Annotated in this window: 17 protein-coding genes; 8 read left to right on the top strand and 9 right to left on the bottom strand. The window is 71.9% G+C overall.

The features are described from left to right. Window positions 1-57 precede the first annotated feature (57 nt). From JD276_RS07955 to JD276_RS07940, 4 genes are all read left to right on the top strand, one after another. A complete protein-coding gene (locus tag JD276_RS07955; protein WP_200115113.1) occupies window positions 58-1,515 on the top strand; it encodes an APC family permease in 1,458 nt (485 codons plus the stop codon). Then, complete coding sequence (locus JD276_RS07950) at window positions 1,512-2,153, top strand: DUF3156 family protein (protein WP_200115112.1); 642 nt, start codon at window positions 1,512-1,514, stop codon at window positions 2,151-2,153. Before JD276_RS07955 ends, JD276_RS07950 begins: the two co-directional genes overlap by 4 nt. Next, window positions 2,150-3,268, top strand: coding sequence for a Zn-dependent alcohol dehydrogenase (locus JD276_RS07945; protein WP_200115111.1), 1,119 nt, complete (start codon window positions 2,150-2,152; stop codon window positions 3,266-3,268). Before JD276_RS07950 ends, JD276_RS07945 begins: the two co-directional genes overlap by 4 nt. A 214-nt stretch (window positions 3,269-3,482) precedes the next feature. Beyond that, window positions 3,483-4,628 (top strand): sigma-70 family RNA polymerase sigma factor, encoded by a 1,146-nt coding sequence (locus JD276_RS07940; RefSeq protein ID WP_200115110.1) that lies wholly within the window; start codon window positions 3,483-3,485, stop codon window positions 4,626-4,628. Between the two features lie 12 nt (window positions 4,629-4,640). Here the strand turns inward: JD276_RS07940 and JD276_RS07935 are convergent, their stop codons facing one another. The 7 genes from JD276_RS07935 to JD276_RS07905 all read right to left on the bottom strand — a co-directional run bounded on the left by JD276_RS07935 (window position 4,641) and on the right by JD276_RS07905 (window position 15,685). Continuing rightward, window positions 4,641-6,035 (bottom strand): COG1361 family protein, encoded by a 1,395-nt coding sequence (locus JD276_RS07935; RefSeq protein WP_200115109.1) that lies wholly within the window; start codon window positions 6,033-6,035, stop codon window positions 4,641-4,643. 171 nt (window positions 6,036-6,206) lie between these two features. Further along, window positions 6,207-6,824 (bottom strand): hypothetical protein, encoded by a 618-nt coding sequence (locus JD276_RS07930; RefSeq protein ID WP_200115237.1) that lies wholly within the window; start codon window positions 6,822-6,824, stop codon window positions 6,207-6,209. Between the two features lie 253 nt (window positions 6,825-7,077). After that, window positions 7,078-9,345, bottom strand: a complete 2,268-nt coding sequence (locus JD276_RS07925) for a heavy metal translocating P-type ATPase (RefSeq protein ID WP_372432832.1) — start codon at window positions 9,343-9,345, stop codon at window positions 7,078-7,080. A gap of 70 nt (window positions 9,346-9,415) precedes the next feature. Next, on the bottom strand, window positions 9,416-10,087 hold the full coding sequence (locus JD276_RS07920; protein ID WP_200115108.1) for a YdhK family protein: 672 nt from the start codon (window positions 10,085-10,087) through the stop codon (window positions 9,416-9,418). Further along, complete coding sequence (locus tag JD276_RS07915) at window positions 10,087-10,296, bottom strand: heavy-metal-associated domain-containing protein (RefSeq protein ID WP_200115225.1); 210 nt, start codon at window positions 10,294-10,296, stop codon at window positions 10,087-10,089. Before JD276_RS07915 ends, JD276_RS07920 begins: the two co-directional genes overlap by 1 nt. 285 nt (window positions 10,297-10,581) lie before the next feature. Next, entirely contained in the window at window positions 10,582-11,868 is a 1,287-nt protein-coding gene (locus JD276_RS07910; RefSeq protein WP_200115107.1) for a pyridoxal phosphate-dependent aminotransferase, read from the bottom strand. 94 nt (window positions 11,869-11,962) lie between these two features. Then, on the bottom strand, window positions 11,963-15,685 hold the full coding sequence (locus JD276_RS07905; RefSeq protein ID WP_200115106.1) for a TM0106 family RecB-like putative nuclease: 3,723 nt from the start codon (window positions 15,683-15,685) through the stop codon (window positions 11,963-11,965). Between the two features lie 379 nt (window positions 15,686-16,064). Here JD276_RS07905 and JD276_RS07900 point away from each other — a divergent pair, with 379 nt between their 5' ends. Continuing rightward, a complete protein-coding gene (locus JD276_RS07900) occupies window positions 16,065-17,702 on the top strand; it encodes a DEAD/DEAH box helicase (RefSeq protein ID WP_307866502.1) in 1,638 nt (545 codons plus the stop codon). A gap of 215 nt (window positions 17,703-17,917) precedes the next feature. Here JD276_RS07900 and JD276_RS07895 read toward each other — a convergent pair whose 3' ends face one another. Further along, window positions 17,918-18,337: a YchJ family protein gene (locus JD276_RS07895; protein WP_307866501.1), complete on the bottom strand. Its 420-nt coding sequence runs from the start codon at window positions 18,335-18,337 to the stop codon at window positions 17,918-17,920. A gap of 124 nt (window positions 18,338-18,461) precedes the next feature. On the opposite strand from JD276_RS07895, the gene JD276_RS07890 reads away from it, so the two are divergent. The 3 genes from JD276_RS07890 (at window position 18,462) to JD276_RS07880 (ending at window position 20,526) form a co-directional block, all read left to right on the top strand. After that, window positions 18,462-19,295: a CPBP family intramembrane glutamic endopeptidase gene (locus JD276_RS07890; RefSeq protein ID WP_200115104.1), complete on the top strand. Its 834-nt coding sequence runs from the start codon at window positions 18,462-18,464 to the stop codon at window positions 19,293-19,295. Between the two features lie 161 nt (window positions 19,296-19,456). Next, on the top strand, window positions 19,457-19,681 hold the full coding sequence (locus tag JD276_RS07885; RefSeq protein ID WP_200115103.1) for a hypothetical protein: 225 nt from the start codon (window positions 19,457-19,459) through the stop codon (window positions 19,679-19,681). A gap of 2 nt (window positions 19,682-19,683) precedes the next feature. Next, complete coding sequence (locus JD276_RS07880; RefSeq protein ID WP_200115102.1) at window positions 19,684-20,526, top strand: enoyl-CoA hydratase/isomerase family protein; 843 nt, start codon at window positions 19,684-19,686, stop codon at window positions 20,524-20,526. Between the two features lie 49 nt (window positions 20,527-20,575). Here JD276_RS07880 and lysA read toward each other — a convergent pair whose 3' ends face one another. Continuing rightward, on the bottom strand, window positions 20,576-21,880 hold the full coding sequence (gene lysA / locus JD276_RS07875) for a diaminopimelate decarboxylase (protein ID WP_200115101.1): 1,305 nt from the start codon (window positions 21,878-21,880) through the stop codon (window positions 20,576-20,578). Between the last annotated feature and the right edge of the window lie 86 nt (window positions 21,881-21,966).

Here is a 21,966-nt window from a genome sequence, read left to right as displayed (position 1 = left end):
CCATGCCGCATGCTGGGATGCGTCGCATACGACGGTCATGCGCAAAGGAGCTGATAAATGACGAAACTCAAACGAAGTCTCGGATTCGGGGCCGCATACGCCGCCTCCACCGGCCTCGTTGTCTCGGGCACGGCGATGGTGTCCCTCGGCAACGGGTTCGGCACCGGCGGACTCGCCTTCGCGATCCCGGCCTTCATCGGCCTCATCATCATCACGATGGTGGCCATCTCCTACGGCGAGCTCGCATCGATGCTGCCCGGCGGCGGTATGGTCGGCGAGTACACGCTCCCCGCACTGGGCCGCCTCATGGCGATCATCGCGGTGCTCGGCGGCTACCTCGTCCTCGTCTCGGCCGACGGCGGCACGCAGCTGCTCGTCGCCGGCGACTCGTTCGAGTCCCTCACCGGCTTCCCGGCCCCCGCCTTCTCCTTCCTGCTCCTCGCGGTGCTGCTCACCCTGAACCTCTCGGGCGTCGACATCTTCGCCCGCGTGCAGATCCCCCTCGTGTTCGGCATGATGGGCATCCTCGCGATCATGGGCCTCGCCGGCGTCTTCGGCCTCTCCAGCAGCGAGCCCGTCGACAACCCCGTGCTCAACACCGACTGGGGCACGCTCGCCTCGATGGGCGCCGTCGCGATCTGGCTCTACATCGGCATGGAGTTCGTGGCGCCCCTCGCAGAAGAGGTGAAGCGCCCCTGGAAGAACATCCCCCTCGCCATGGTCGTCGGGGTCTTCACGATCTTCCTGGTCGACGTGCTGTTCGGCTGGGGCGCGACCCGCTTCGCCGACCTCGCGGAGATGGCCGGATCCTCGATCCCGCACGTCGTCGGCGCGACCGCGATCTTCGGCGCCACGGGCGGCCTCATCATGACGCTCGTCACGATCCTGGCCTCCTTCTCGACCGGCAACTCCTACCTCGCCGCGATCCCGCGCATGCTCTACGGCCTGGCCAACGAGGGCCTGCTGCCGAAGTGGTTCGCCAAGGTGAGCCGTCGCACCCGGGTGCCGTGGGCGGGCATGCTCGTCACCGCCGGATGCATGGCGTCGGTGCTGCTCTACTCGACGTTCGCCGAGGGCGGGATCGACCTGATCCTCAACCTCATCAGCATCGCCTGCACCACGTGGCTGCTCAGCTACATCATCGCCCAGATCGACGTGATCGTGCTGCGCCGCCGCTACCCCAACGCGAAGCGCCCCTTCAAGACGCCGCTCTACCCGCTGCCGCAGATCATCGGCATCGCCTCGTGCGCCTACCTGATCGCGTTCATCGTGCCCGAGATGGAGCAGCGCCTCGTGGTCTGGGGAACGGCCGGCATCATCATCGCCGCGATCGCGCTGTTCGGGATCGTATGGCTCAAGAGGAACCGCCTGCCGCTGTTCACGCCGACCGATCTGACGCACACGCAGGCCAACATCGTGGTCCGCTCCGAGGATCTCGGCGGCGAGTACACCGCGGCCGAGGCCGTCGCAGCGCGCGGCGAGGCTGTGACGGCCGAGGGCGCGGAGGGCCGTTGACGCCCTTCCGAGCGCGAGCCGAGCGGAAGCACGCGCTCGCCGGAAACGGTCCCATCGTGGACCGCGCCCGGCGGGCGCTGCGCCTCGTCGCCGAGCAGTTCGGCGAGGTCACGGCGACGACGCAGACGACGGTCGACGTGCGGACCCCCGACGGCATCGAGCTGACCCTGAGCTACGACCCGGGGAACTACATCTTCTCCCGCGTCTACAACCTCGCGATCTCGACGACGCTGCCCGACGGCTCCGCGGCGCCGTCGGGGGTCGCGGTCTCGCATCGGGATCGCGGCGGAGCGCGCTACGTTCCCGCGGCCGGCCGCGCCACGGGCGGCCCCGCGCGAGGCGGCGGGGCGGCCCCGAGCGGCGGATCCGGGGCCCTGCGACGGCTCAACGAGGTCGCGGGCCCCCTCCTCGACGGCATCGACCTCCACTCCTCGACCATCGCGACGACGGGCGGCGGGCGCACCCTCACCGTCACGCCGCTCGGCGGCTCCTACGTGTGGGTGCTCATCCCGCCGGTGTTCAAGGCCACGGCCTTCCCGCAGGGCGAGCCCGAACGCATCCTCGAGCTCATCCGCGCCGTGCGCGGCTTGAGCGCCCCAGACCCCTCATCACCCACCCAGAAAGGACCAGCATCATGAGCAGCACCGTCGACGTGAGGGCCGCCGTCTTCACCGGCCCCCAGCAGCCCCTCGAGATCCAGGATCTGCGGATCTCCGCCGAGCCCGGCCCGAACGAGGTGCTCGTGAAGCTCGCCGCCTCCGGCGTGTGCCACAGCGATCTGCACGCGCTCGACGGCGACTGGGAGACCCCGGCACCGCTCGTGCTCGGCCACGAGGGCGCGGGCATCGTCGTCGCCGTCGGGTCGGAGGTCTCCGACCTCGAGGTCGACGACCACGTGATCCTCTCCTGGACCCCCTCCTGCCAGAAGTGCGAGTTCTGCGTCTCGGGCAACCCCGTGCTCTGCCAGCTCGCCAACGAGACCGCCTACCAGCACGTCTTCTTCGACGGCAAGCCGCGGCTCAGCGACGGCGAGCAGGATGTGAAGAGCTTCCTCGCGGTCGGATCCTTCGGCGATCACGCCATGGTGCCCGCCTCGGCGGCGATCAAGATCCGCAAGGACGCGCCGCTCGCACAGGCCGCCCTCGTGGGCTGCGCCGTCACCACCGGCATCGGCGCGGTGATCAACACCGCGAAGGTCGAGCCCGGTTCGACGGTGCTCGTCGTCGGCTGCGGCGGCGTCGGCCTCAACGTCGTGCAGGGCGCGCGCCTCGCCGGTGCGAAGCAGATCATCGTCGCCGACGTGAGCGAGGAGAAGCTCGAGCTCGGCCGCACCTTCGGCGCCACGCACACCGTGAACAGCCGCAAGGTCAACCTCGTCGAGGCGGTGCGCGAGCTCACGGGCGGACGCGGCGTCGACTACGCCTTCGAGGCGATCGGCCTGCCCTTCACGATCGAAGCCTGCTACGAGGCGGTGCGCCGCGGCGGTACCGCCGTCGTCGTGGGGCAGGTCGCCGACGGGGTGAAGATCTCGATCGATCCCTTCGTGATGAGCGACCAGGAGAAGAAGCTGATCGGCTGCAACTACGGCTCGACCCGCATGTCGATCGACTTCCCGAAGATCGTCGACCTCTATATGGAGGGCAAGGTCGACCTCGACTCGATGGTCACCGACCGCATCAAGCTGGATGACGTCAACGAGGCGTTCGCCCAGATGCGCCAGGGCAAGGGCATCCGCTCCGTCATCGAGTACTGAGCGCGGGCCCGGTTCTCGGGCCCGGTTCCCGCGGCCCGGTCCTCCCGGTTCTCGGCCGACGGGCTCCCCCACGGAAGGGGCCGCCTCCCGGGTCTCGCTGTCCGCAGACCCGGGACGCGGCCTCTTCCGCGTTCCGGCACCCCGACCGGGCTCATGTCGTATCCTGTGGGGAGAATCGTCGTCGGCGGGTGACGATGTTCTCCGGGGGAAGCGCGTGGTGACGACAACCGGGCCGACCTCCGAGGACGGCCGTGAGCGCCTCGCCGACGACGAGCTGTGCCGCATCATCCGCGGCGGCGAGACGTGGCCGCTCGACCTCCTCTGGCGGCGGCACGGCCCGACGGCCAGGGCCTGGGCGATGAAGAAGGACCCGACGGCCGCCGAGGACGTCGTCGCGGAGAGCTTCACGCTGGTGTTCCAGACGCTCCTCGGCGGGGGCGGGCCCACCGAGTCGTTCCGCGGCTACCTCTACAAGACCATGGAGTCGGTCTTCGCGAAGCACTGGAGGGCTCAGCGGCGGACGACGCGGCTCGAGGACCTGGAGTCGCTCGCGGAGGACGACGGCGAGCTCCCGGACGCCCTCCTCCGGGAGGAGCGGGAGGCCGCAGCCGTCGCGCTGACAGAGCTCCCCGACCGGTGGCGGCGGGTCATCGTCGCGGTCGATCTCGAAGGCAGACCGGTCCAGGAGGTCGCCGAGGATCTGCAGCTCTCGCCGAACTCCGCCTCGGCCCTGCTCAAACGGGCCCGCGAGGGGCTGCGCAAAGGATGGATGCAGCACCTCCATCGCCCGTCGTCGACCCTTCCCGCGGGATGCGTCCAGACGGTGAAGCACTTCGGCATCCTTCGGTGGGGGAAGCGGGGCACCCGGCGTCGCGCCGAGGCCGAGACCCACCTGGAGGGCTGCGGGGCGTGCCGTACTCGCTACGCCCAGTTCCTCGAGCAGGCATCCGCGGTGGGCCTGGGTCTCGCCGGTGTCATCGCGCTGACCCGCGAGTGGCGGGAGAAGCTGATCCCTTCCCTCGCGACATCGGCGGCGGTGGCCGCCTCCTTCTCGGTGACGGTCACCGTCGTCCCTCCGGCGTTCGATCCTCCTCCGCCGCCGCCCACCACCACCGAGACCGTGGAGCCGTCTGCGACGACGGGTGCGGACGTCGGCGGTGATCCCGCCGTGGGGACGGGCGACCGCGATCCCTCGGGCGAGGAGCCGGAGGTCGATTCCAACGTCGATGGGACGCTCACCGAGGATGCCGAGGACGAGGATTCCGGCAGCCGGCCCGACGGCGGCGGCGCGGAACTGCTCTACTTCGGCGACTGGAGCGGTTGGGACGAGGACGCGAGCCGCTTCCGCCGGGCGCCGTGAAAGCCGAGGCCGCTACCCGAATCGCCGGGGTCGGGCCGCGCTGATCTGCCGGGAGATGCCGATCTGCGCGAGGATCACCCCCAGGCCGACCAGCGCGCTCGCCGCGATGATCGGACCTCGCAGCGCCCCGATGCCTGCGGTGGCGAGCTGCCCCGCGCCGACGCCGGCGACGCCGGGATCCGCTGGTGCCGCATCGGTCGCCTTCCGAGGGCGCCCGGGGTCCGGGATCGCGGCCGTGGTGAGCCCCGGCTCCTCGACCTCTGACCCCGCGGCATCGGTGCCGGCATCGGTCTCGGTCGCCGGTTCTCCGAGGTCCCCCTCGACCTGCGACGCCCGCCGCTCCTCGAGCCTCCGCCACTCCTCGACCCACTGCCGAGCGGCGAGCTCCGCCTCGAGGTCCACGACGGTCCCCGAGAGAGGATCGTGCTTCGTCGGCTCCGGCTGCGGTCCGAGCGGGCCCTCCGGATTGGGCGAGGCGTAGGGGCCGAGCAGCATGAGCGTACCGGTCGACGTCGAGACCGAACCGCCCACCGCACGGGCCATGACGTGGGCGCTCGCTCCGCTCGTCGCCTCCGGTCCGAGATCCGGCACCGTCGCATCGAATCTGACCGTCGTCTCCTCGCCGGGCGCGATCGTCTCGGGCAGCCGCCGGTGGTCGTTCACCGTCCCGCTGATCTCCACCTGCACATCCTGCAACTCGTAGGCGCTGTCGTTCGCGAAGTAGACGTAGACCTCCATCCGCTCCCCCGGCGTCGCTCTGCCATCGCCGTCGACATCCTCGACTCTCGTCGTGATGTCGGATTCGATCTGGACGTGCGTGGAGTCGGGCAGCTCCAGTACGGCGCGGTCGTTGTCGCTGTCGAGGTCGGGCTCGGCGCCCGCCACGCTCGCGATCCAGAACGGGGGCCAGAGCTCCCCCTCGGCGCTCGGCACTGAGAAGACGAAGTGGTACTGGCGCATCTCACCCGGGCGCAGGGCTCCGGAGACGCAGCGGAACCCCCGTCCGTCCTCGGTGCACCCCTCGGTGCGCACGGTCACCGTCCGGTCGCTCCCGAGCTGCGGAGCGAACTGCAGGGTGTGGCCGGTCGACACCGTCGTTCCGTTGTTGCGCACCGCGACGAGGGCGTTCACCGGGCTTCCGTGCCCGAGCCAGTACGGCATCAGGAGCACCTGGAGATCCGCGGCCCCGTCGGAACTCGTCTCCCCGGAGCCGGTCTCCCCGGAACCGGTCTCGTCCGAGGTCGTCTCTGCCGAGCTGGTCTCCCCGGCGGCGTCTCCGGGATCCGACCTCGGCTCGACTCGGGCATCCGGCGGCCCCGGCAGCCCGAGCGCCGGCGCCGGCCCAGAGGCGGTGAGCGCGATCGCGCCGAGGACGACCGCGACCGTCGCCCGAGTCAGACGTCGCATCGCCCGCTCTCCACCGGTCGGGATGTGCGGAGCCCCAGCATTCCCCGTGCGCATCGTTCCTCTCCCCCAGCCAATGTATATCCGCGACCCGGCCGGGACAATCCCGTATCGGCGCCGCAGGCACGGAGCCGGCCGGTGCGAACGCGGGGCCGGCTCCGGTGCTGCGGTGGATCAGGCCGGCAGCACGGGGACGGTGGCGTCGAAGTTGCCGCTCACGGCTCCGATCGGGGCGCCGGTGAGCTCGACTCCCCAGTAGGCCCGCTCGCCGCTGCCGTCGCCCTGGCCGGAGACGCGGATGTTCGGGCTCCTGAGCTCCCAGGTGTTGGGAACGGTCGTCGGCTGCGAGGTCATGACGACCTGGATACCGTCGTTGGACACGACCGTCCAGGTCAGACCGTTCAGGACGATGATGGAGCCGGGGTTGAGCCCGTCCGAACCGGAGGCGCCGAGGAGCGAGAAGACGGGTGCGGGGGACGAGGCCCAGGCGCCGGATCGGGTGTAGGTCGCGGTGAGCGCGGGCACGATGATGCTCTGCGAGGAGGAACCGTCGAGACCGTAGTAGGCGGACGCGGAGCCGCTCACCGTGTTCGTCGACGCGCTCGCGTTGAGGCTGCCGGAGACACCGCTCGCGTCGATCTCCCACACCGGCTGGCTGCTCGCGCTCATGGCGGGCACGGCGACGGCGGTGGCGATCACCGGAGCCGCCCAGGCGGCCGCCTTCACCACCGAACGGCGCTTGATGCCGCGGGAGGCTTCGAGGCGGGTGCTCGTCTGCACGTTTTCGTTCATGAAGATCGGAGAGTCCTTTCGAGGATGTGCGGCCGCGAGTGACAGCACCCGCGGTCGCGACGGGTTGACGGAGACGACATGCTGAACGTCTCCACCCGAGTGAGATACGACATCCCTCGAAATATGACGCGGTTGGACCCGAGCAGTTCGAGGCGACGGCGGGATCCCGAAGCGATCCCTGACCGGACGAGCCGGGCGACCGCCGCCTTCCCCGCCCGGCGGCGCGGACGATCGCGACGATCCGCGGGGCGGGCTACTGCTCCGCGACGCTCGTGAAGCCGCGCAACCGCAGGCTGTTGCCGACGACGAACACCGATGAGAATGCCATCGCCGCGCCCGCGAGCATGGGGTTGAGCATGCCCAGGGCTGCGATCGGGATCGCGGCCACGTTGTAGGCGAACGCCCAGAACAGATTCGTCTTGATCGTCGACAGGGTCTTGCGGGAGAGCCGGATCGCGTCGACCGCCGATCTCAGGTCGCCGCGGACGAGGGTGATGTCGGCCGCCTCGATCGCGACGTCGGTGCCGGTGCCCATCGCGAGCCCGAGGTCGGCCTGCGCGAGCGCGGGGGCGTCATTGACGCCGTCGCCGACCATCGCGACGACCCTGCCCTCGCCCTGGAGACGGGCGACGACGTCGACCTTGTCCTGGGGCAGCACCTCGGCGATCACCTGGTCGATGCCGACCTCCGCGGCGATCTGGCGAGCCACGGCCTCGTTGTCACCGGTCAGGAGCACCGGCGTCAGGCCGAGCCGCTGAAGCTCGGCGATGGCCTGGGCGCTGGTGGGCCTGACGGTGTCGGCGACGACGAGGATGCCGCGCGCCCGCCCGTCCCACCCGACGGCGACGACGGTCTTCCCCTCGCCCTCGGCTCGAGCCTTCGCCTCCGCGATCTCAGCGGAGAGCCGCTGCGACCAGTCGGCGAGCAGCGTCTCACGGCCCACCACCACGGTGGTGCCGTCGACAGAGCCCAGCACGCCCGCGCCCTCGACGTTCGCGAAGTCCTCGGGGGCGGGCAGCGGACCGACCTCGTCGGCCGCGCCTCTCGCGATGGCCTGGCCGATGGGATGCTCGGAGGCGTTCTCGAGTGCGCCGGCGTAGCGCAGCAGCTCGGCACGGTCGACGCCGGGCTCCATGATCACGTCGACCAGGGACATCTTGCCGCTGGTGACGGTGCCGGTCTTGTCCAGCACCACGGTGTCGACCTTCCGGGTCGATTCCAGCACCTCGGGGCCCTTGATGAGCACACCCATCTGCGCGCCCCGCCCAGTGCCGACCAGCAGCGCGGTCGGAGTGGCGAGCCCGAGCGCGCAGGGGCAGGCGATCACGAGCACGGACACGGCCGCGGTGAACGCAGCTGCGACGGGGAACCCGGCCCCGAGCCACGCCCCGAGCGCGGCGACGGCGATCACGATCACGATGGGCACGAACACCCCGGAGATCCGGTCCGCCAGGCGCTGCACCTCGGCCTTCCCCGTCTGCGCGTCCTCCACGAGCTTCGCCATCTGCGCGAGCTGCGTGTCGGAGCCCACGCGGGTGGCCCGCACGACGAGGCGCCCGCCGGCGTTCACGGTCGCCCCGGTCACCGTGTCCCCCTCGGCGACCTCGACGGGCACCGACTCGCCGGTGAGCATCGACGCGTCCACGGCGGAGGTGCCCGAGACGACGGTGCCGTCGGTGGCGATCTTCTCACCCGGGCGCACGACGAACTCATCGCCGACGGCCAGTTCCGACGTCGGGATCTTCACCTCGACCCCGTCGCGGAGCACGGCGACCTCCTTCGCCCCGAGCTCGAGCAGGGCGCGCAGCGCGGCCCCGGCCTGCCGCTTGGAGCGCTTCTCGAAGTAGCGGCCGGCGAGGATGAACATCGTCACCCCGGCCCCGACCTCGAGGTAGATGTTCGCCGCACCGTCCGAGGGGGCGATCGTGAACTCGAAGGGGTGCGTCATCCCCGGCGTGCCCGCCGTGCCGAGGAACAGCGCGTACAGCGACCACAGGAACGCCGCGGCGGTGCCCATCGAGATGAGCGTGTCCATCGTGGCGGTGCCGTGCCTGAGGTTCGCCCACGCGGCCCTGTGGAACGGCCACGCCGCCCACACGATCACCGGCGCGGCCAATGCCAGGGAGGCCCACTGCCAGTAGGTGAACTGCAGAGCGGGGATCATCGCCATCGCGATCACGGGCACCGTGAGCACGATCGAACCGACGAGCCGCTGCCGCAGCGAGATCAGCTCCGGATCGGCCTCGTCATCCGCCTCAGACGTCGAGGCGGGCTCGGCCCGCTTCGGCTTCGGCAGCGCGGCGGAGTACCCGGTCTTCTCGACCTCGCTGATCAGCAGCGCGGGGTCGTACCCCTCGGGCGCCGTGACCTTCGCCTTCTCGGTGGCGTAGTTGACCGTCGCGGAGACCCCGTCGAGCTTGTTCAGCTTCCGCTCGATCCGGTTCGCACAGGAGGCGCAGGTCATCCCGCCGATCTCCAGCTCGATACCGGCGTCAGTCTCCGATGATGTGTGCGTGCTCACCGCGCGCCCCTTCCCTTGTCCTCTTCCTCCACGACGGCCTTCATGCGACCGACCGCCCCGTCGCGACCGATCAGCCCGCGGGTCGGATCTCGCTTTCGACGACCCACCTGTGGTTCGTCATCGTCATGCCGTCGACCTCGAGGTCGACCATGTAGACGGTCTCACTCGTCGAACTCGCGATCGTCGCCGTCGACCCCCGCATCCCCGCCATGTGCTCGGCCAGCAGGACGGCCTCCGCGCCGTCGGCCAGCGGCGCCGCGCCGGGGTGCTCGAGCTCCTCGTGCACGACCCACTTGTGGTCGATCACCGGCTCCCCGCCGTCGGCGGGGGTGTAGCTGACCGAGTAGGTCGTCGTGGTGAACGCGCCGGAGACCGTCGCCTCCGCCCCGTCCATGCCCGGCATGTGATCCGCGCTCAGCCTCACGGTCGACCCGATCGGATAGCTCGGATCCGTCGCTACCCGGATGCCCGCGGGCGGGGCACCGCCGTCGGCGGGATGGTCGTGCCCGCCCATGCCGCCGCCATCGTGCTGCGCACTGCCGTCGTCCTCGCTCACGTGGTCCGCTCCTTCACTGTGCTCGTTCTCGTCGTGCTCGTCCTCGTCGTGCTCGTTCATCTGGCTCTGCTGCGTCCACGACTCCACGACGCGGTCGGGGACGACGGCGTCGCCCAGCCCGTAGGCCGCGCCGAACGCCACCACCAGCCCGGCGCCGTAGAGCGCGAGCCGCCCTGCGGCGTGCATCAGACGCGTTCGGCCGCGTACCCGGCCTCGTCGACCGCTGCGAGGATCTGCGCGTCGTCGATCTCGCCGTCCGCGGTGACGAGCAGCTTCCCGGTCTGCGCGCTGACCTGCACCTCGGTGACGCCCGCGACCTCGCCGACCTCCTCGCGCACCGACATCTCGCAGTGCGCGCACGTCATCCCGGTCACCCGGTACTCGTTCTCCGCCATCATGATTCCTTCCTGCCGCATACCTCATGGGGGTATCATCTTCAGAGCCAACGGTATACCCCCTGGCGGTATTCCCGCAAGGAGGCGAACCTATCTCGCGTCGCCGGCCGAGCGGCGACGCGCACAGCGGACGCGCTCGCATTCGGCGCGCTACCGCCGCTCGGCGGGCGCATCTGAAGACTGCGGGGACGCAGGCGAAGGCTCCGGCTCCGGCTCCGGCTCCGCCCGACGCTCGTCGCGTCGTCGGGCGGAGCCGGAGGAGGCGGTCTGCTCTCGGCCCGCCGCTCAGCCCCTCTGGAAGCGCAGGATCCTGTCCAGGGCCTCGGACACGGCGGCCTCGCCCGCGGCGTAGGAGAGCCGCACCGCGCGCCCGCCGTTCACGGGATCGAAGTCGTTGCCGGGCACGACCGCCACGTCCGCCCCCTCGAGCAGCGCGCGGGCGTATCCGCTCGAGTCGCCGTAGCGCTCCAGCTGCGCCCCCAGCTCGGCGTAGAAGTAGAAGGCACCGTCGGAGGGCGCGGACGCGCCCCAGTCCAGCTCCGGCTCGGCCTCGAGGATGAGCGCGCGGGCGCGGGCGAAGCCCGCGACCACGGCGTCCCGCTCGGCGTAGCTGTCGGGGGTGAATGCGGTGAGGGCGAGCTCCTGCGCCGGGGCCGGCGGCGAGAGCGCGAAATTCGAGGCGAGGGCCTCGAACGGGGCGATCAGCTCCTCGGGCAGCAGCGCCCAGCCCAGCCGCCATCCCGTCATGCCCCAGTACTTCGAGAACGAGTTGATGACGACGGCGCGCGGATCCCATCGGCGCACGGTCGCGCCGCGGGGGTCGGGATCGCCGACTTCGGGGAACGTGATGCCGTGGTAGATCTCGTCGCTCACGATGCGTGTGCCGTGGCGGCGGCACCAGTCGACGAGCGCGGTCAGCTCGGCGCGGCCGAGCATGGTGCCGGTCGGGTTGGCGGGCGAGGCGATCACGAGGCCCGCGAGCGGGCCGTGCTCGGCGACCGCCGCGTCGAGCAGCTCGGGGGTCGGCTGGTACCGGCTCTCGATCCCGGTCGGGATCTCGATCACCTGCACGCCGAGCGCCGTCAGGATGTTGCGATAGGCCGGATAGCCGGGGCTCGCGAGCGCCACCCGGTCACCGGCGTCGAACGCGGCGAGGAACACGAGCTGGAAGGCGCCCGAGGAGCCGGTGGTGACGGCGACCGACCGGGGATCGACCTCGACGCCGTACCATTCCCGGTAGTGGCCGGCGATCGCCTCGCGCAACGGCGCGGTGCCGAGCGGCCCCGTGTATCCAGCCGGCCGCAGCGTGCCGGGCGCCGGCCGGGCGCCCGGCTCCCCCGCGCAGAGCGAGACCACGTCGTGCCCGGCGAAGCGACGTCGGGCGATCTCATCGGTGATCCGCATGACCTCGAAGGCCGGGACGCGAGACCTGGCCGAGGGCTCGAGACCCCGCGACTCGGGAGAGCCCGGCTCGCGCGCGCCTCCGCGGAGCTCCGGAGCGTCGGCGCCGGGTTCCGACGCGGGCACCCGCTTCGACGGCGGGGTCTTGAACGGGCCTCCTGGTCTCACCATGCCTCCACGCTACCGTCCCCGCCGCCAGCGGGACCGCCGAATATCTGCGCAGTCGCACCGGCGGGGCCGCCGCGAAGACCGCGACCGGGTTGCGTCAGGATCCCCGCTCCGTCAACCTGAGGTATCCGGAGAGGGCGGCGAGCCCCTCGGCGCTGGTGGGAAGGCCGTCGCCGAGGTGCCTCGACGAGACGAGGTGCGCCGCCCACTGCGCCCGGCTGATCGCGACGTTGAGGCGGTTGCGCATGAGCAGGAACTCGAGTCCCCGCGGTACGTCCTCGGGGCTGGACGCCGCGAGGGTGACGATCGCGATCACGGCCTCCTGACCCTGGAACTTGTCGACCGTGCCGACTCGGACGCCGCCCAGCCCGGCGGCCGCGAGCGCCTCGGAGACGCACTCCACCTGCGCGTTGTAGGGCGCGACCACGATGAGATCCCGCCGGCCGAGCGCGCGCGGGGGCTCACCGGGTTCGCGAAGCACTCCCCCGAGCCCCTGCCGCACGAGGCGCACCACCTCGGCGGCCTCCTCGGGCGAGCTCGTGGAGTTCGCCCGGTGGGCGACGGGATGCCAGACGACCCCGGGCGGCCCCGCCCCCTCGACGCTGCGGAGCGCGGCCGTCCGATGGGCGTGCAGACGCCCCTCGTAGGCCAGCTCCGACACCACGTCGGCGAGCTCCGGGCGCATGCGCCGGGTCTCGGCGAGGAAGTAGCCGAGATCGTCCGGCATGGTCTCGTGCTCGCCGAGCAGCCAGCCGAGCGCCGAGGTGTCGACGGGTTCGGGGTGCGAGCCCTGGGAGACCTGCGGCAGCTGCTGGGGGTCGCCGAGCAGCAGCAGGCGCTCAGCGGCGACCGAGGCCGCGATCGTCGGCGCGAGCGAGAACTGCCCCGCCTCGTCGATGACGAGCAGGTCGAGCCCGCGGCGCGGGAACCGGTTCTCGTTGCTGAAATCCCACGCGGTGCCGCCGACCACGCTGCCCCTCCCGGCTGCTCGGTGACCGCCGACGAAGAGCGCGTGCGTGTTCTTCCTCAGCACGGTGTACACGGGCGCCGCGTCGGGATCGGGCGCGCCGCCCTGCGGCACCTTGCCGACCTGTGAGGAGTCGAGACCGGCGCGCACCACCCCCTCGAGCACGTTCTCGACGACGCGGTGCGACTGCGCGACGACGCCGACGTGCCAGCCGTACCGTTCGACCAGCCGCCGGATCACCCGGGCCGCGAGGTAGGTCTTGCCGGTTCCCGGCGGCCCCTGCACGGCGAGTGCGGAGCGGTCGAGCAGGCGCAGGCTCTCGGTCACCGCGCCGATCGTCCGCGCGTCCTCGTCGCCGCCGGCGGCCGCGAGCGCTTCGTCGGAGGCCGGATGGACGAGGCCGCGCCCCGGTCCCGAACCGCCCGAGTCGACCGGCCCGCGCTCTCCGATGAGCCGCGGCGGGGTGCGGCGCATGATGTCGACGACGGGATCGGCGGGGAACTCGCCGCGGTCGAGCGCCGCGGCGAGCGCGCGACCCCACTCCTCGATCGCCCCCTTCTGGGTGCCCGCCCGTGGCGGCGGGCCCGGCGCCAGGGCGACCGGCAGCGCCTCGTACTGCTCGATACCGCCGCTGAGCGCCTCCTCGATCGTCACGCCGTCCTCGTGCCGCTCCACGATGGTGACCTCGCGGGTGCCGCGCGCGCCGGGCGCGGCACCCGGCTGCGGGAACGGCGCGGGGTGCTCGTAGAGCAGGAAGGCGCGGCTTCCGGGCTTGAGCGAGCTGCCCGGGGCGATCTCGCCGCGCAGCCTGACGTGCCGCCGCTCGATGCGGGCGCGGGCGGGGAGGAACCAGTCGACGAGCACCCCGCTGAGCACCTCGTCGATGACCATGACGTCGCGGGTGTCAGCCCAGTCCTCGATCGGGTCGACCAGCCTGGCGAAGTGCGCCCACCAGAACGACTTCTGCTCGCGCTGGTAGTAGTCGATGGCGCTGCCCGCGAGCGCGGCCGCGGTGCGATCCCGTGGATCCTCCGCGAGGCTCGCGTGCATGGTGAGGGCGGCGCCCACGGTGCTGAGCTCGGTCTCGGGGCCGTCCTCGTCGTCGGCCGGTCGCGACGGGTACGGCTGCACGCCGTGGTCCGCCGCCCGGGCGAGCAGCCAGTCGCGCAGCCTGAGCGTCGAGACGCAGTCGTAGCGGTTGTAGTCGGCGATCGCGTCGAGGCGCCGCCGGCCCTCGGCGCGCTCCTCCGCGTCGCTCGACGCGAGCTGGGCCGTCGCCTCGGCGTACTCGCTGACCGACTGCGCGCCGCTCGTCACCCCGTCTTCGTCGCGGAGTTCGTCGCCCATGTAGAGCGGTTCGAGCTTCTTGATCGAATAGGAGCGCGACCCCACCCGCAGCGCACGGCGCACGATCGGATAGAGGTCGACGAGCACGTGATCCCGCAGCAGCTGGTCGACCTCGGCCTCGCAGGCCCCGTGCCTGGCTGCGATGGAGAGCAGGTGGCTGCGCTCGTACGCCGCGTAGTGGTAGATCTTCATGCCGGGGTACTGCGCCCGTCGCCTCGTCACGAGTGCGAGGAACTGCTCGAGCGCGCGCCGCTCGGCGTCGAGGTCGTGCGCCCACAGCGGCGTGAACCGCTCGTGCACGTCGACCATGCCGAAGAGGTAGTCGAGCCCCCAGCGCGCGGTCTCGTCGTCGCCCGGCTCGCGGTAGAGCGGGTCGCCCTCGAAGTCGAAGAACAGGTCGCCCGCGTTCGGCTGCGGGATCGCGGCGAGCGCGTCGGCGTCGACGACCCGCACCGCGGGCACGGCGTCTCCCGCCGACTGCACCTGCATGTCGGCCTGCATCGCGAGGCGCTCGAGCACCGGCTGCGAGATGCCCTCGACGGCGAGGCCCGCCTCCCCGGCCGAGCGCACGATCCCCTGAGCGGCGGCGGTCTCGTCGCTCACCACCGCGGGCAGGGCGTCGGCCACCCGCTCGATCGTGTCGAGCCCGGCCTCGACCAGGCGATCCCGCTGCACCGCTCGGATGCCCGCGATCAGCAGCGGATCCCGCGTGCGCACGACCTCGGGCTCGCACACCTCGCACCGCCCGCATGCGACGACGCCTCCGACCCCCCACGCGACCGGCGGCGCGCTCGCGAAGCCGCCGTCGGAGCCGGTGGCGCAGGCGCGCTCCAGCAGGATCCGATGCAGGCGGGCGCGACGAGCACGGAAGACGGGGGCGACGTCGGCGATCCGGTGACGCGAGCGCGCTCCGTCGCCGAGGATCAGCGTCGCCTCCGGCGCGACGGGCATGCCGAGGCGCTCGAGCTGCTCGGCGTAGGCCGCGAGCTGCATGAGCGCCGTCACCTTCGCCCGCCGCGCGAGCTTCGCGTCCTGCACCTCGTACGAGCCGTCGGGCAGGCGCGCGAGGAAGTCGGCGAAGCCGACGAAGCCGATCTCGGGGGCTCCCGTCGCCGTCGCGGGCGCCTGCGCGGGCTCGAAGAACGTCGCCTGGAACACGACGTCGGCGCCGCCCCGCAGCGCCTCCAGGCTCCGATCCGCGACGGCGCGCAGGTCCTCCGCGCTCATCGACGCGGGACGCGGGATCTCGACGACGCCGCCTCCCGAGCCGACCGTCCCGGAGCCGAGCCGCTCGCGGTAGGCGCCGAGGGTCCGCTCCTCGTGGGCGTCGCCGAGCCGCGCCGCGCGCCGCAGCATCGCATCGTCGTCGGGCGGAACCTCTACATCGCGCCCGAGCTTCGCGTCGACCCTGCGCAGGAAGGCGAACTCGCAGGCGCTCGCGGCGGCGAGGTCGCTCGCGCTCGTCACGAGCCGCCGCGTACCGTCGCCGAGACCCTGGACGAACATGCGCTCTCCCTTCCGTGGCGGAGGATCCGGCTCCGACCGGATCGCCCTCCCGACGCTACAGGCAGCCGCCGACATCATCGTCCCCGAGCGGCTCGGAGGCGATTTCCCAGCCCGCTCAGCCGCCGCATCGGCTAGGCTGGAGGAGTTGACGCCTCCAGCGTCACGCGTCGCTTTCACCGCACCGCCCGCTCGAACCACGAGCCCGGGCGCCGTTCGGCCCGATCCGCGGCGAACGGATGCGCGATCCCGCGCACTCGATACATCCGGCAGCGACGCACGGTACGACCGCGGCCCCGCGCTCTCCAGCGGGCTCCGATCCGGAGCCCGGGGCTCGCGCTCGCACGCCGTCGCACAGCGCTGCCCGACACGAAAGGTCCCCGTGACCACTCAGACCATCGCCCCCGACTCCGCCACGCCCTCGTTCGCAGAGCTCGGCGTCCCCGCACCCCTCGCGGAGGCGCTCGCGAAGAACGGCAAGACCGCCCCCTTCCCGATCCAGCGCGACACGCTGCCCGACACGCTCCAGGGCCGCGACGTGCTCGGCCGCGGCCGCACCGGCTCCGGCAAGACCATCGCGTTCGGGATCCCGCTCGTCGCGAACCTCGCCGCCGGCGCCGAGGCGAAGCGCCGGCCGAACCGGCCGCGCGCCATCGTGCTCGCGCCCACGCGGGAGCTCGTCACGCAGATCGCCGAGACCGTGAAGATGCTCGCCGACCCGGTGAAGGTGCGCGTGACCACCATCTTCGGCGGCGTCTCGCAGCGCCGCCAGGAGGAGGTGCTCGAGCGCGGCGTCGACATCGTCGTCGCCGCTCCCGGCCGCCTCGACGACCTCATGAAGCAGGGCCTCGTCGACCTCTCGGGCGTCGAGATCACGGTGCTCGACGAGGCCGACCACATGGCCGACATGGGCTTCCTGCCCGTCGTCACCCGCATCCTGAACAAGACCCCGAAGGTCGGCCAGCGCCTGCTGTTCAGCGCGACGCTCGACAACGGGGTCGACAACATCGTCAAGAAGTACCTGCACTCGCCGATCCTGCACTCGGTCGACTCGGCCGAGTCGCCCGTGCCGCAGCTCACCCACCACGTCTTCGAGGTGGCGGGCAAGGACGAGAAGGACGCCCTCATCGAGGCTCTGGCCTCGGGCACGGCCCGACGCATCTTCTTCACCCGCATGAAGCACCAGGCGAAGCGTCTCGCGAAGAAGCTCACCGCCGCGGGGATCCCCGCCGTCGAGCTCCAGGGCAACCTGTCGCAGAACGCCCGGGATCGCAACCTCGCCGAGTTCGTGAGCGGCGAGGCCAAGGTGCTCGTCGCCACCGACGTCGCCGCGCGCGGCGTGCACGTCGACGGGGTCGAGCTGGTGGTGCACATCGACCCGCCGGTCGAGCACAAGGCCTACCTGCACCGCTCCGGCCGCACCGCCCGCGCGGGCGCCGAGGGCGACGTCGTGACGCTCGTGCTCCCCGAGCAGCGCGGCGAGATGCGCACGCTGATGCGCGCCGCGAAGATCAAGGTCACGCCGCGCAGGGTCGATCCGAATGCGGCCCAGGTCGATCCCGAGGTGCTCTCGCTGATCGGCGAGGTCGCTCCGCGGGTGGACCCCAGGGAGACCGACCGCCGGCGGACAGCCGCGCAGGCCGCGCAGCAGCGCGCCGCGGGTCACGCACCCGCGGGCGAGGGCGCGTCGCAGGGCGCCAATGCGAAGCGCAAGCGCTCGCGGGGCGGTCGCGGACGCGGCAACGCCGGCGGCTCGGGATCGCAGGGCGGTTCGGGATCGCAGGGCGCCTCCGGCGGGAGGTCCGGATCCGGGGCCGGCACCCGGACCTCGGCGACCGGTGCGGGCTCCGCATCGGGTCGCGGTCAGGGTCGTGCCCAGGGCCAGGGCCAGGCCCAGGGCCGCGGCGGTGCGCAGCCGCAGCGCCAGGGCGGGCAGGATCAGCCGCGCGGGCGTCGCCGGTCGGGCCGCCGCGCGCAGAACCCCGGCGGCGCCATCTACTCGACGAGCTCGTCGCAGTAGGCGCCGGCCGCCGAGGCCCTGTCCCGGTATCCGCTGAGTCGGCAGAAAAGTACCCAGGTTCGGTGCCTGGAGAGCATCTTCTGCCGACTCCGCAGACCGTTGCCGAGGCAACCGTCGATGCCGCAGAGTCTGGCGATCGGCATCTCGTTGACCTCGGCGTTCTGCCTGAGTGCTCGCGTCAGCTCAATCGCGTCAAGCCGACAACGGGAAGCACCTCAGAGTTCGGGGTCGAGCGTCGTCCCGTCGACGTAGAACCACGCCCCGCCCTCGCGAGCGAAGCGGCTGCGCTCCCGCTGCACGAGGCGCGACCCGCCTTCGCGGGCGATCGCCGTGAAGGTCACGCGGCCGGTCGCGTCGAACGGCCCTCCCGCCTCGCAGGCCTCCACCAGCAGTCGTTTCCACTCGAGCCCGTCGTCGAGCTCGAGCGATGCCGGGCGCGTGGACGGGTGCCAGGTTCGCAGCAGGTACGCCGCGTCCCCCACTGCGAACGCGCTGTACCGCGAGCGCATCAGCCGTTCAGCCGTCGGGGCGACGGCGACCGCCGCGTGGAACGGTCCGCAGCACCGGCCGTACGCGTCGCCGCCGCACGGGCACCTCGAGCCGGGATCGGCTCCCGGTCTGCTTGCAGAGCACACCGCATCAATCTACCGCGACTCCGGCGATCGTCGGCGAGCTGAGAGAATGGCCAAACCCACGCCTCACCGGTCTCCTCTCGGAACGATCCCTCCCCAACGACCCGGAAAGCCACGGATGCCCCGTTTGCTCGCACGCCATCCCCTGACAGCCTTCTTCGTGCTCGCCTACCTCGGGTCGTGGGTGACGTGGAGTCCGTGGTGGCTGTCGCGGAGCGGACTCGGCCTGCTGCCGTTCGAGCTGCCGTTCGCGGCGGTCGCGGGAATCAACCAGCTCGGCCTGTTCGCCGGCCCCTTCGCAGCCGCTCTGGTGATGACCGGTCTCACGGAGGGCCGCGAGGGCGTCCGCCGGTTCTGGCGGCGGATCGTGCAGTGGCGCGCCCACCCTGGCTGGTACGCGCTGGCGCTGATCTGCATCCCGTTCGCCGCGGGCATCGGCTACCTCGTCGTCCCGGGCGTCGACGGGGCGTTCGGTGGCGCGGATGCCTCCGTGCTTGGGCTGCTCGCGGGCACCTATCTCGTCTACCTTCTCGGCGGACCGTTCCAGGAGGAGCCCGGCTGGCGAGGCTTCGCGCTCCCGCGTCTGCAGCACCGATTGCATCCGATGGCCGCGGCGCTGGTCCTCGGGGTGCTCCACTGCGGCTGGCACGCCCCGCTGTTCCTCACCGACGAGTGGGATACCGCGCGGCAGGACGCCGGCCAGTATCTGGCCTACCTGCTGCTGATCGTCAGCATGTCAGTCGTCATGTCCTGGCTCGCCAACGGCTCGCGCGGCTCGACGCTGCTGGCGATCCTCGGGCACAACGGCATCAACTGGGCGCTCTTCGGTGCCGAAACCGTCACCGGCGCCGAGGCGGCGAGCACCTGGCCCGCGGCCGCAGGGGTCGCGGGTCTCGCGATCGTCGCGGTGGTGGCGACCCGTGGGCGTCTCGGCCACCGAGCCTCGCCGCCGGCGAGCTGATCCCCCGGCACGGGAGGAGGCCGCACGGGGAGTTCGCCGCCGAATTCGCGGAAGAGCTCACCGCGGAGTTCGCGGGAACGCCCCGCGCACGGCAGAATGGAAGCAGCACGCGGCGCATCGAAGCCGCACCGCCCCGAACGCACCCGCGAGGAGACCAAGAAGTGAAGATCCGCACCCGCATCGCCACCGCCGTGACCGTCGCACTCGCCTCGGTCTTCGTCGCGGCTCCCGCATTCGCGCACGAGGGCGAGACCCACAACCCGTTCTCCCACGCGGGCGAGCCCGTCGACGTCGTCGCGATCTCCATCGTCGGGGTCGTGCTGCTGGCGATCGTGCTCATCGGCTCGACGCTCATCGGCAACCTGTTCGACAAGCGAGGGCGCTGATCATGAGCGTCGCGGCCCACATCGAGAATCTGGAGTGCGCGACGCTCGAACTCGAGGTGCGCGACGCGGTGCTGACCGTGCGCGTGCACCGTCCCGAAGCGCTGAACGCCCTCTCGCCCGAGGTCATCGCCGAGCTTCGCGAGGTCTTCGACCTGCTCCGCTCCCTGGGCCGCGCCGACGCCGTGGGCGACCCGGACTGGTCGATCCGCGGCGTGATCCTGACGGGGTCGGGCGGCCGCGCGTTCGTGGCGGGCGCCGACATCACCCGGATGCGCGACATGAGCCGCGAGGAGGTGCGCGCGTACACGCGCGACGCCCAGGAGCTCACCGTCTGGATCGAGACCCTCCCCGTGCCCGTCGTCGCGGCGGTCAACGGGTTCGCCCTCGGCGGCGGCTGCGAGCTCGCCATGGCGTGCGACATGATCTACGCCTCCGAGAACGCCGCGTTCGGGCAGCCCGAGGTCGCCCTGGGCCTCATCCCGGGATTCGGCGGCTGCGTGCGCCTGCAGCAGTACGTGGGGATCGCGGCTGCGCGCGAGCTGATCCTCACCGGCCGCCGCATCCCCGCCGAGGAGGCGCAGCGCATCGGCCTCGTCTCCCGGGTGCTGCCCGACACCGGCGCGCTGATGGGGGCGGCCCGGGAGTCGATCGCGCTCGTCGCCGCCCAGTCGCCCACCGCGGTGGCCGCCGCGAAGCGCGCGATCCGCGCCGCGCAGGCGCTGCCGACCGACGCCGGCCTGCAGATCGAGCTCGAGGCCTTCGCCGACCGCTTCGGCACCCCCGACATGACGGAGGGCACTGCGGCCTTCGTCGAGAAGCGCACCCCCCGGTTCCCCGGGCTCTGAGGGGCCGCGGGGCCGGAAGGGCCCCGGGGCCGCCCCGTGATCCGCGGGCTCAGCCCTCGATGGCGGGCAGGTGCGTGGCCAGCAGGTCGTCGTACGTCTCGCGACGCGCGACGAGGCGGGCCTCCCCCTCGGCGACGAACACGATCGCGGGCTTCAGCGCACCGTTGTAGTTGTTCGCCAGGGTGTAGCCGTACGCACCCGTGGTCGCGACCACGGCGATGTCGCCGACACGGGCCTCGGGCAGCTGCGCCCGATCCACGAGGAGGTCGCCCGACTCGCACTGCCGACCGACGAGCTGCGCCGTCTCCGTCCAGGGATCGAGCACCCGGTTGCCGAGCACGGCCTCGAAGCGCTGCCCGGTGAGCGCCACATCCATCTGGTCGGCGAGCCCGCCGTCGACGGCCACGAACACCCGGCCCGTGCGCTTGACCGTCGTCACGCGATAGAGCGTGACGCCCGCCCGCGCGACGATGGAGCGTCCCGGCTCGATCATGATCCGGGCTTCGGCGGGCAGGTGGGCGCGCGCGGCGTCGACGACCGCGTCGAGGTAGGCCTCGACCGAGGGCGCGTCGTCGTCGTACGTGTACTTCACCCCGAGGCCCCCGCCCACGTCGTAGACGTCGAACTCCCCCGCCGATGAGATGTTGGCGACCGCCTCGGCGAACTGCTCCACCTCGAGGATCTGCGAGCCGATGTGCAGGTGCACCCCCTCGAACTCCATGAGCGGATGGGCGCGCATCCGCTCGATCGCGGCGAGCGCCTGATCCATCGGCAGGCCGAACTTCGAGTCCGCTCCCCCCGTCGCCTGCGAGGCGTGGGTCTTCGCCTCGACCCCCGGGATCACGCGCAGCAGCAGTTTCTGGGGCCGTTCGAGCAACCGCTCGAGCCGGTCCAGCTCGTCCTCGTTGTCGACGATGATCGTGTCGAGCCCCGCGTCGAGCGCCATCCGCAGTTCGTCGTCGGTCTTCGCGTTGCCGTGGAAGTGCAGCTTCGCCGGATCGACGCCCGCCGCGAGCGCGAGCCGCAGCTCGCCGCCCCCCGCGATGTCCACGGAGAGCCCCTCCTGCTGCGCCACCCGGTACATCCCCACGGCGGGGAACGACTTCGATGCGAACAGCACCTCCGAGTTCGGCCAGCGCTCCCGCATGCCGTCGACGAAGCGGCGGATCTGCCGGCGCAGCCCCTCCTCGTCGTAGACGTACAGCGGCGTGCCGTAGGTCTCTGCCAGCCGAGCGACGGACACGCCGCCGATCGTGAGCGCACCGTTCTCGTCCACGCCCGACTCCTCGGGCAGGATCGACCAGAGCTCTCCGAGGCGCGTGTGCTCGGGGCTGGGCCGGTTCGTCTGCTGCATTCCTTCTGCGCTCCTTCTGCTCGTGCGCTGTCCGCGCCCGTTCCTCTCGCGGGCCCGCGGGTTCCTTTCGCGAGTCCGTGCTTCGT

The sequence above is a fragment of the Leucobacter chromiisoli genome (genome assembly GCF_016522505.1).
Lineage (GTDB): Bacteria > Actinomycetota > Actinomycetes > Actinomycetales > Microbacteriaceae > Leucobacter > Leucobacter chromiisoli.
The sequence above is the reverse complement of the archived record's forward strand: the minus strand, read 5'-3'. Positions and strand labels throughout refer to the sequence as shown.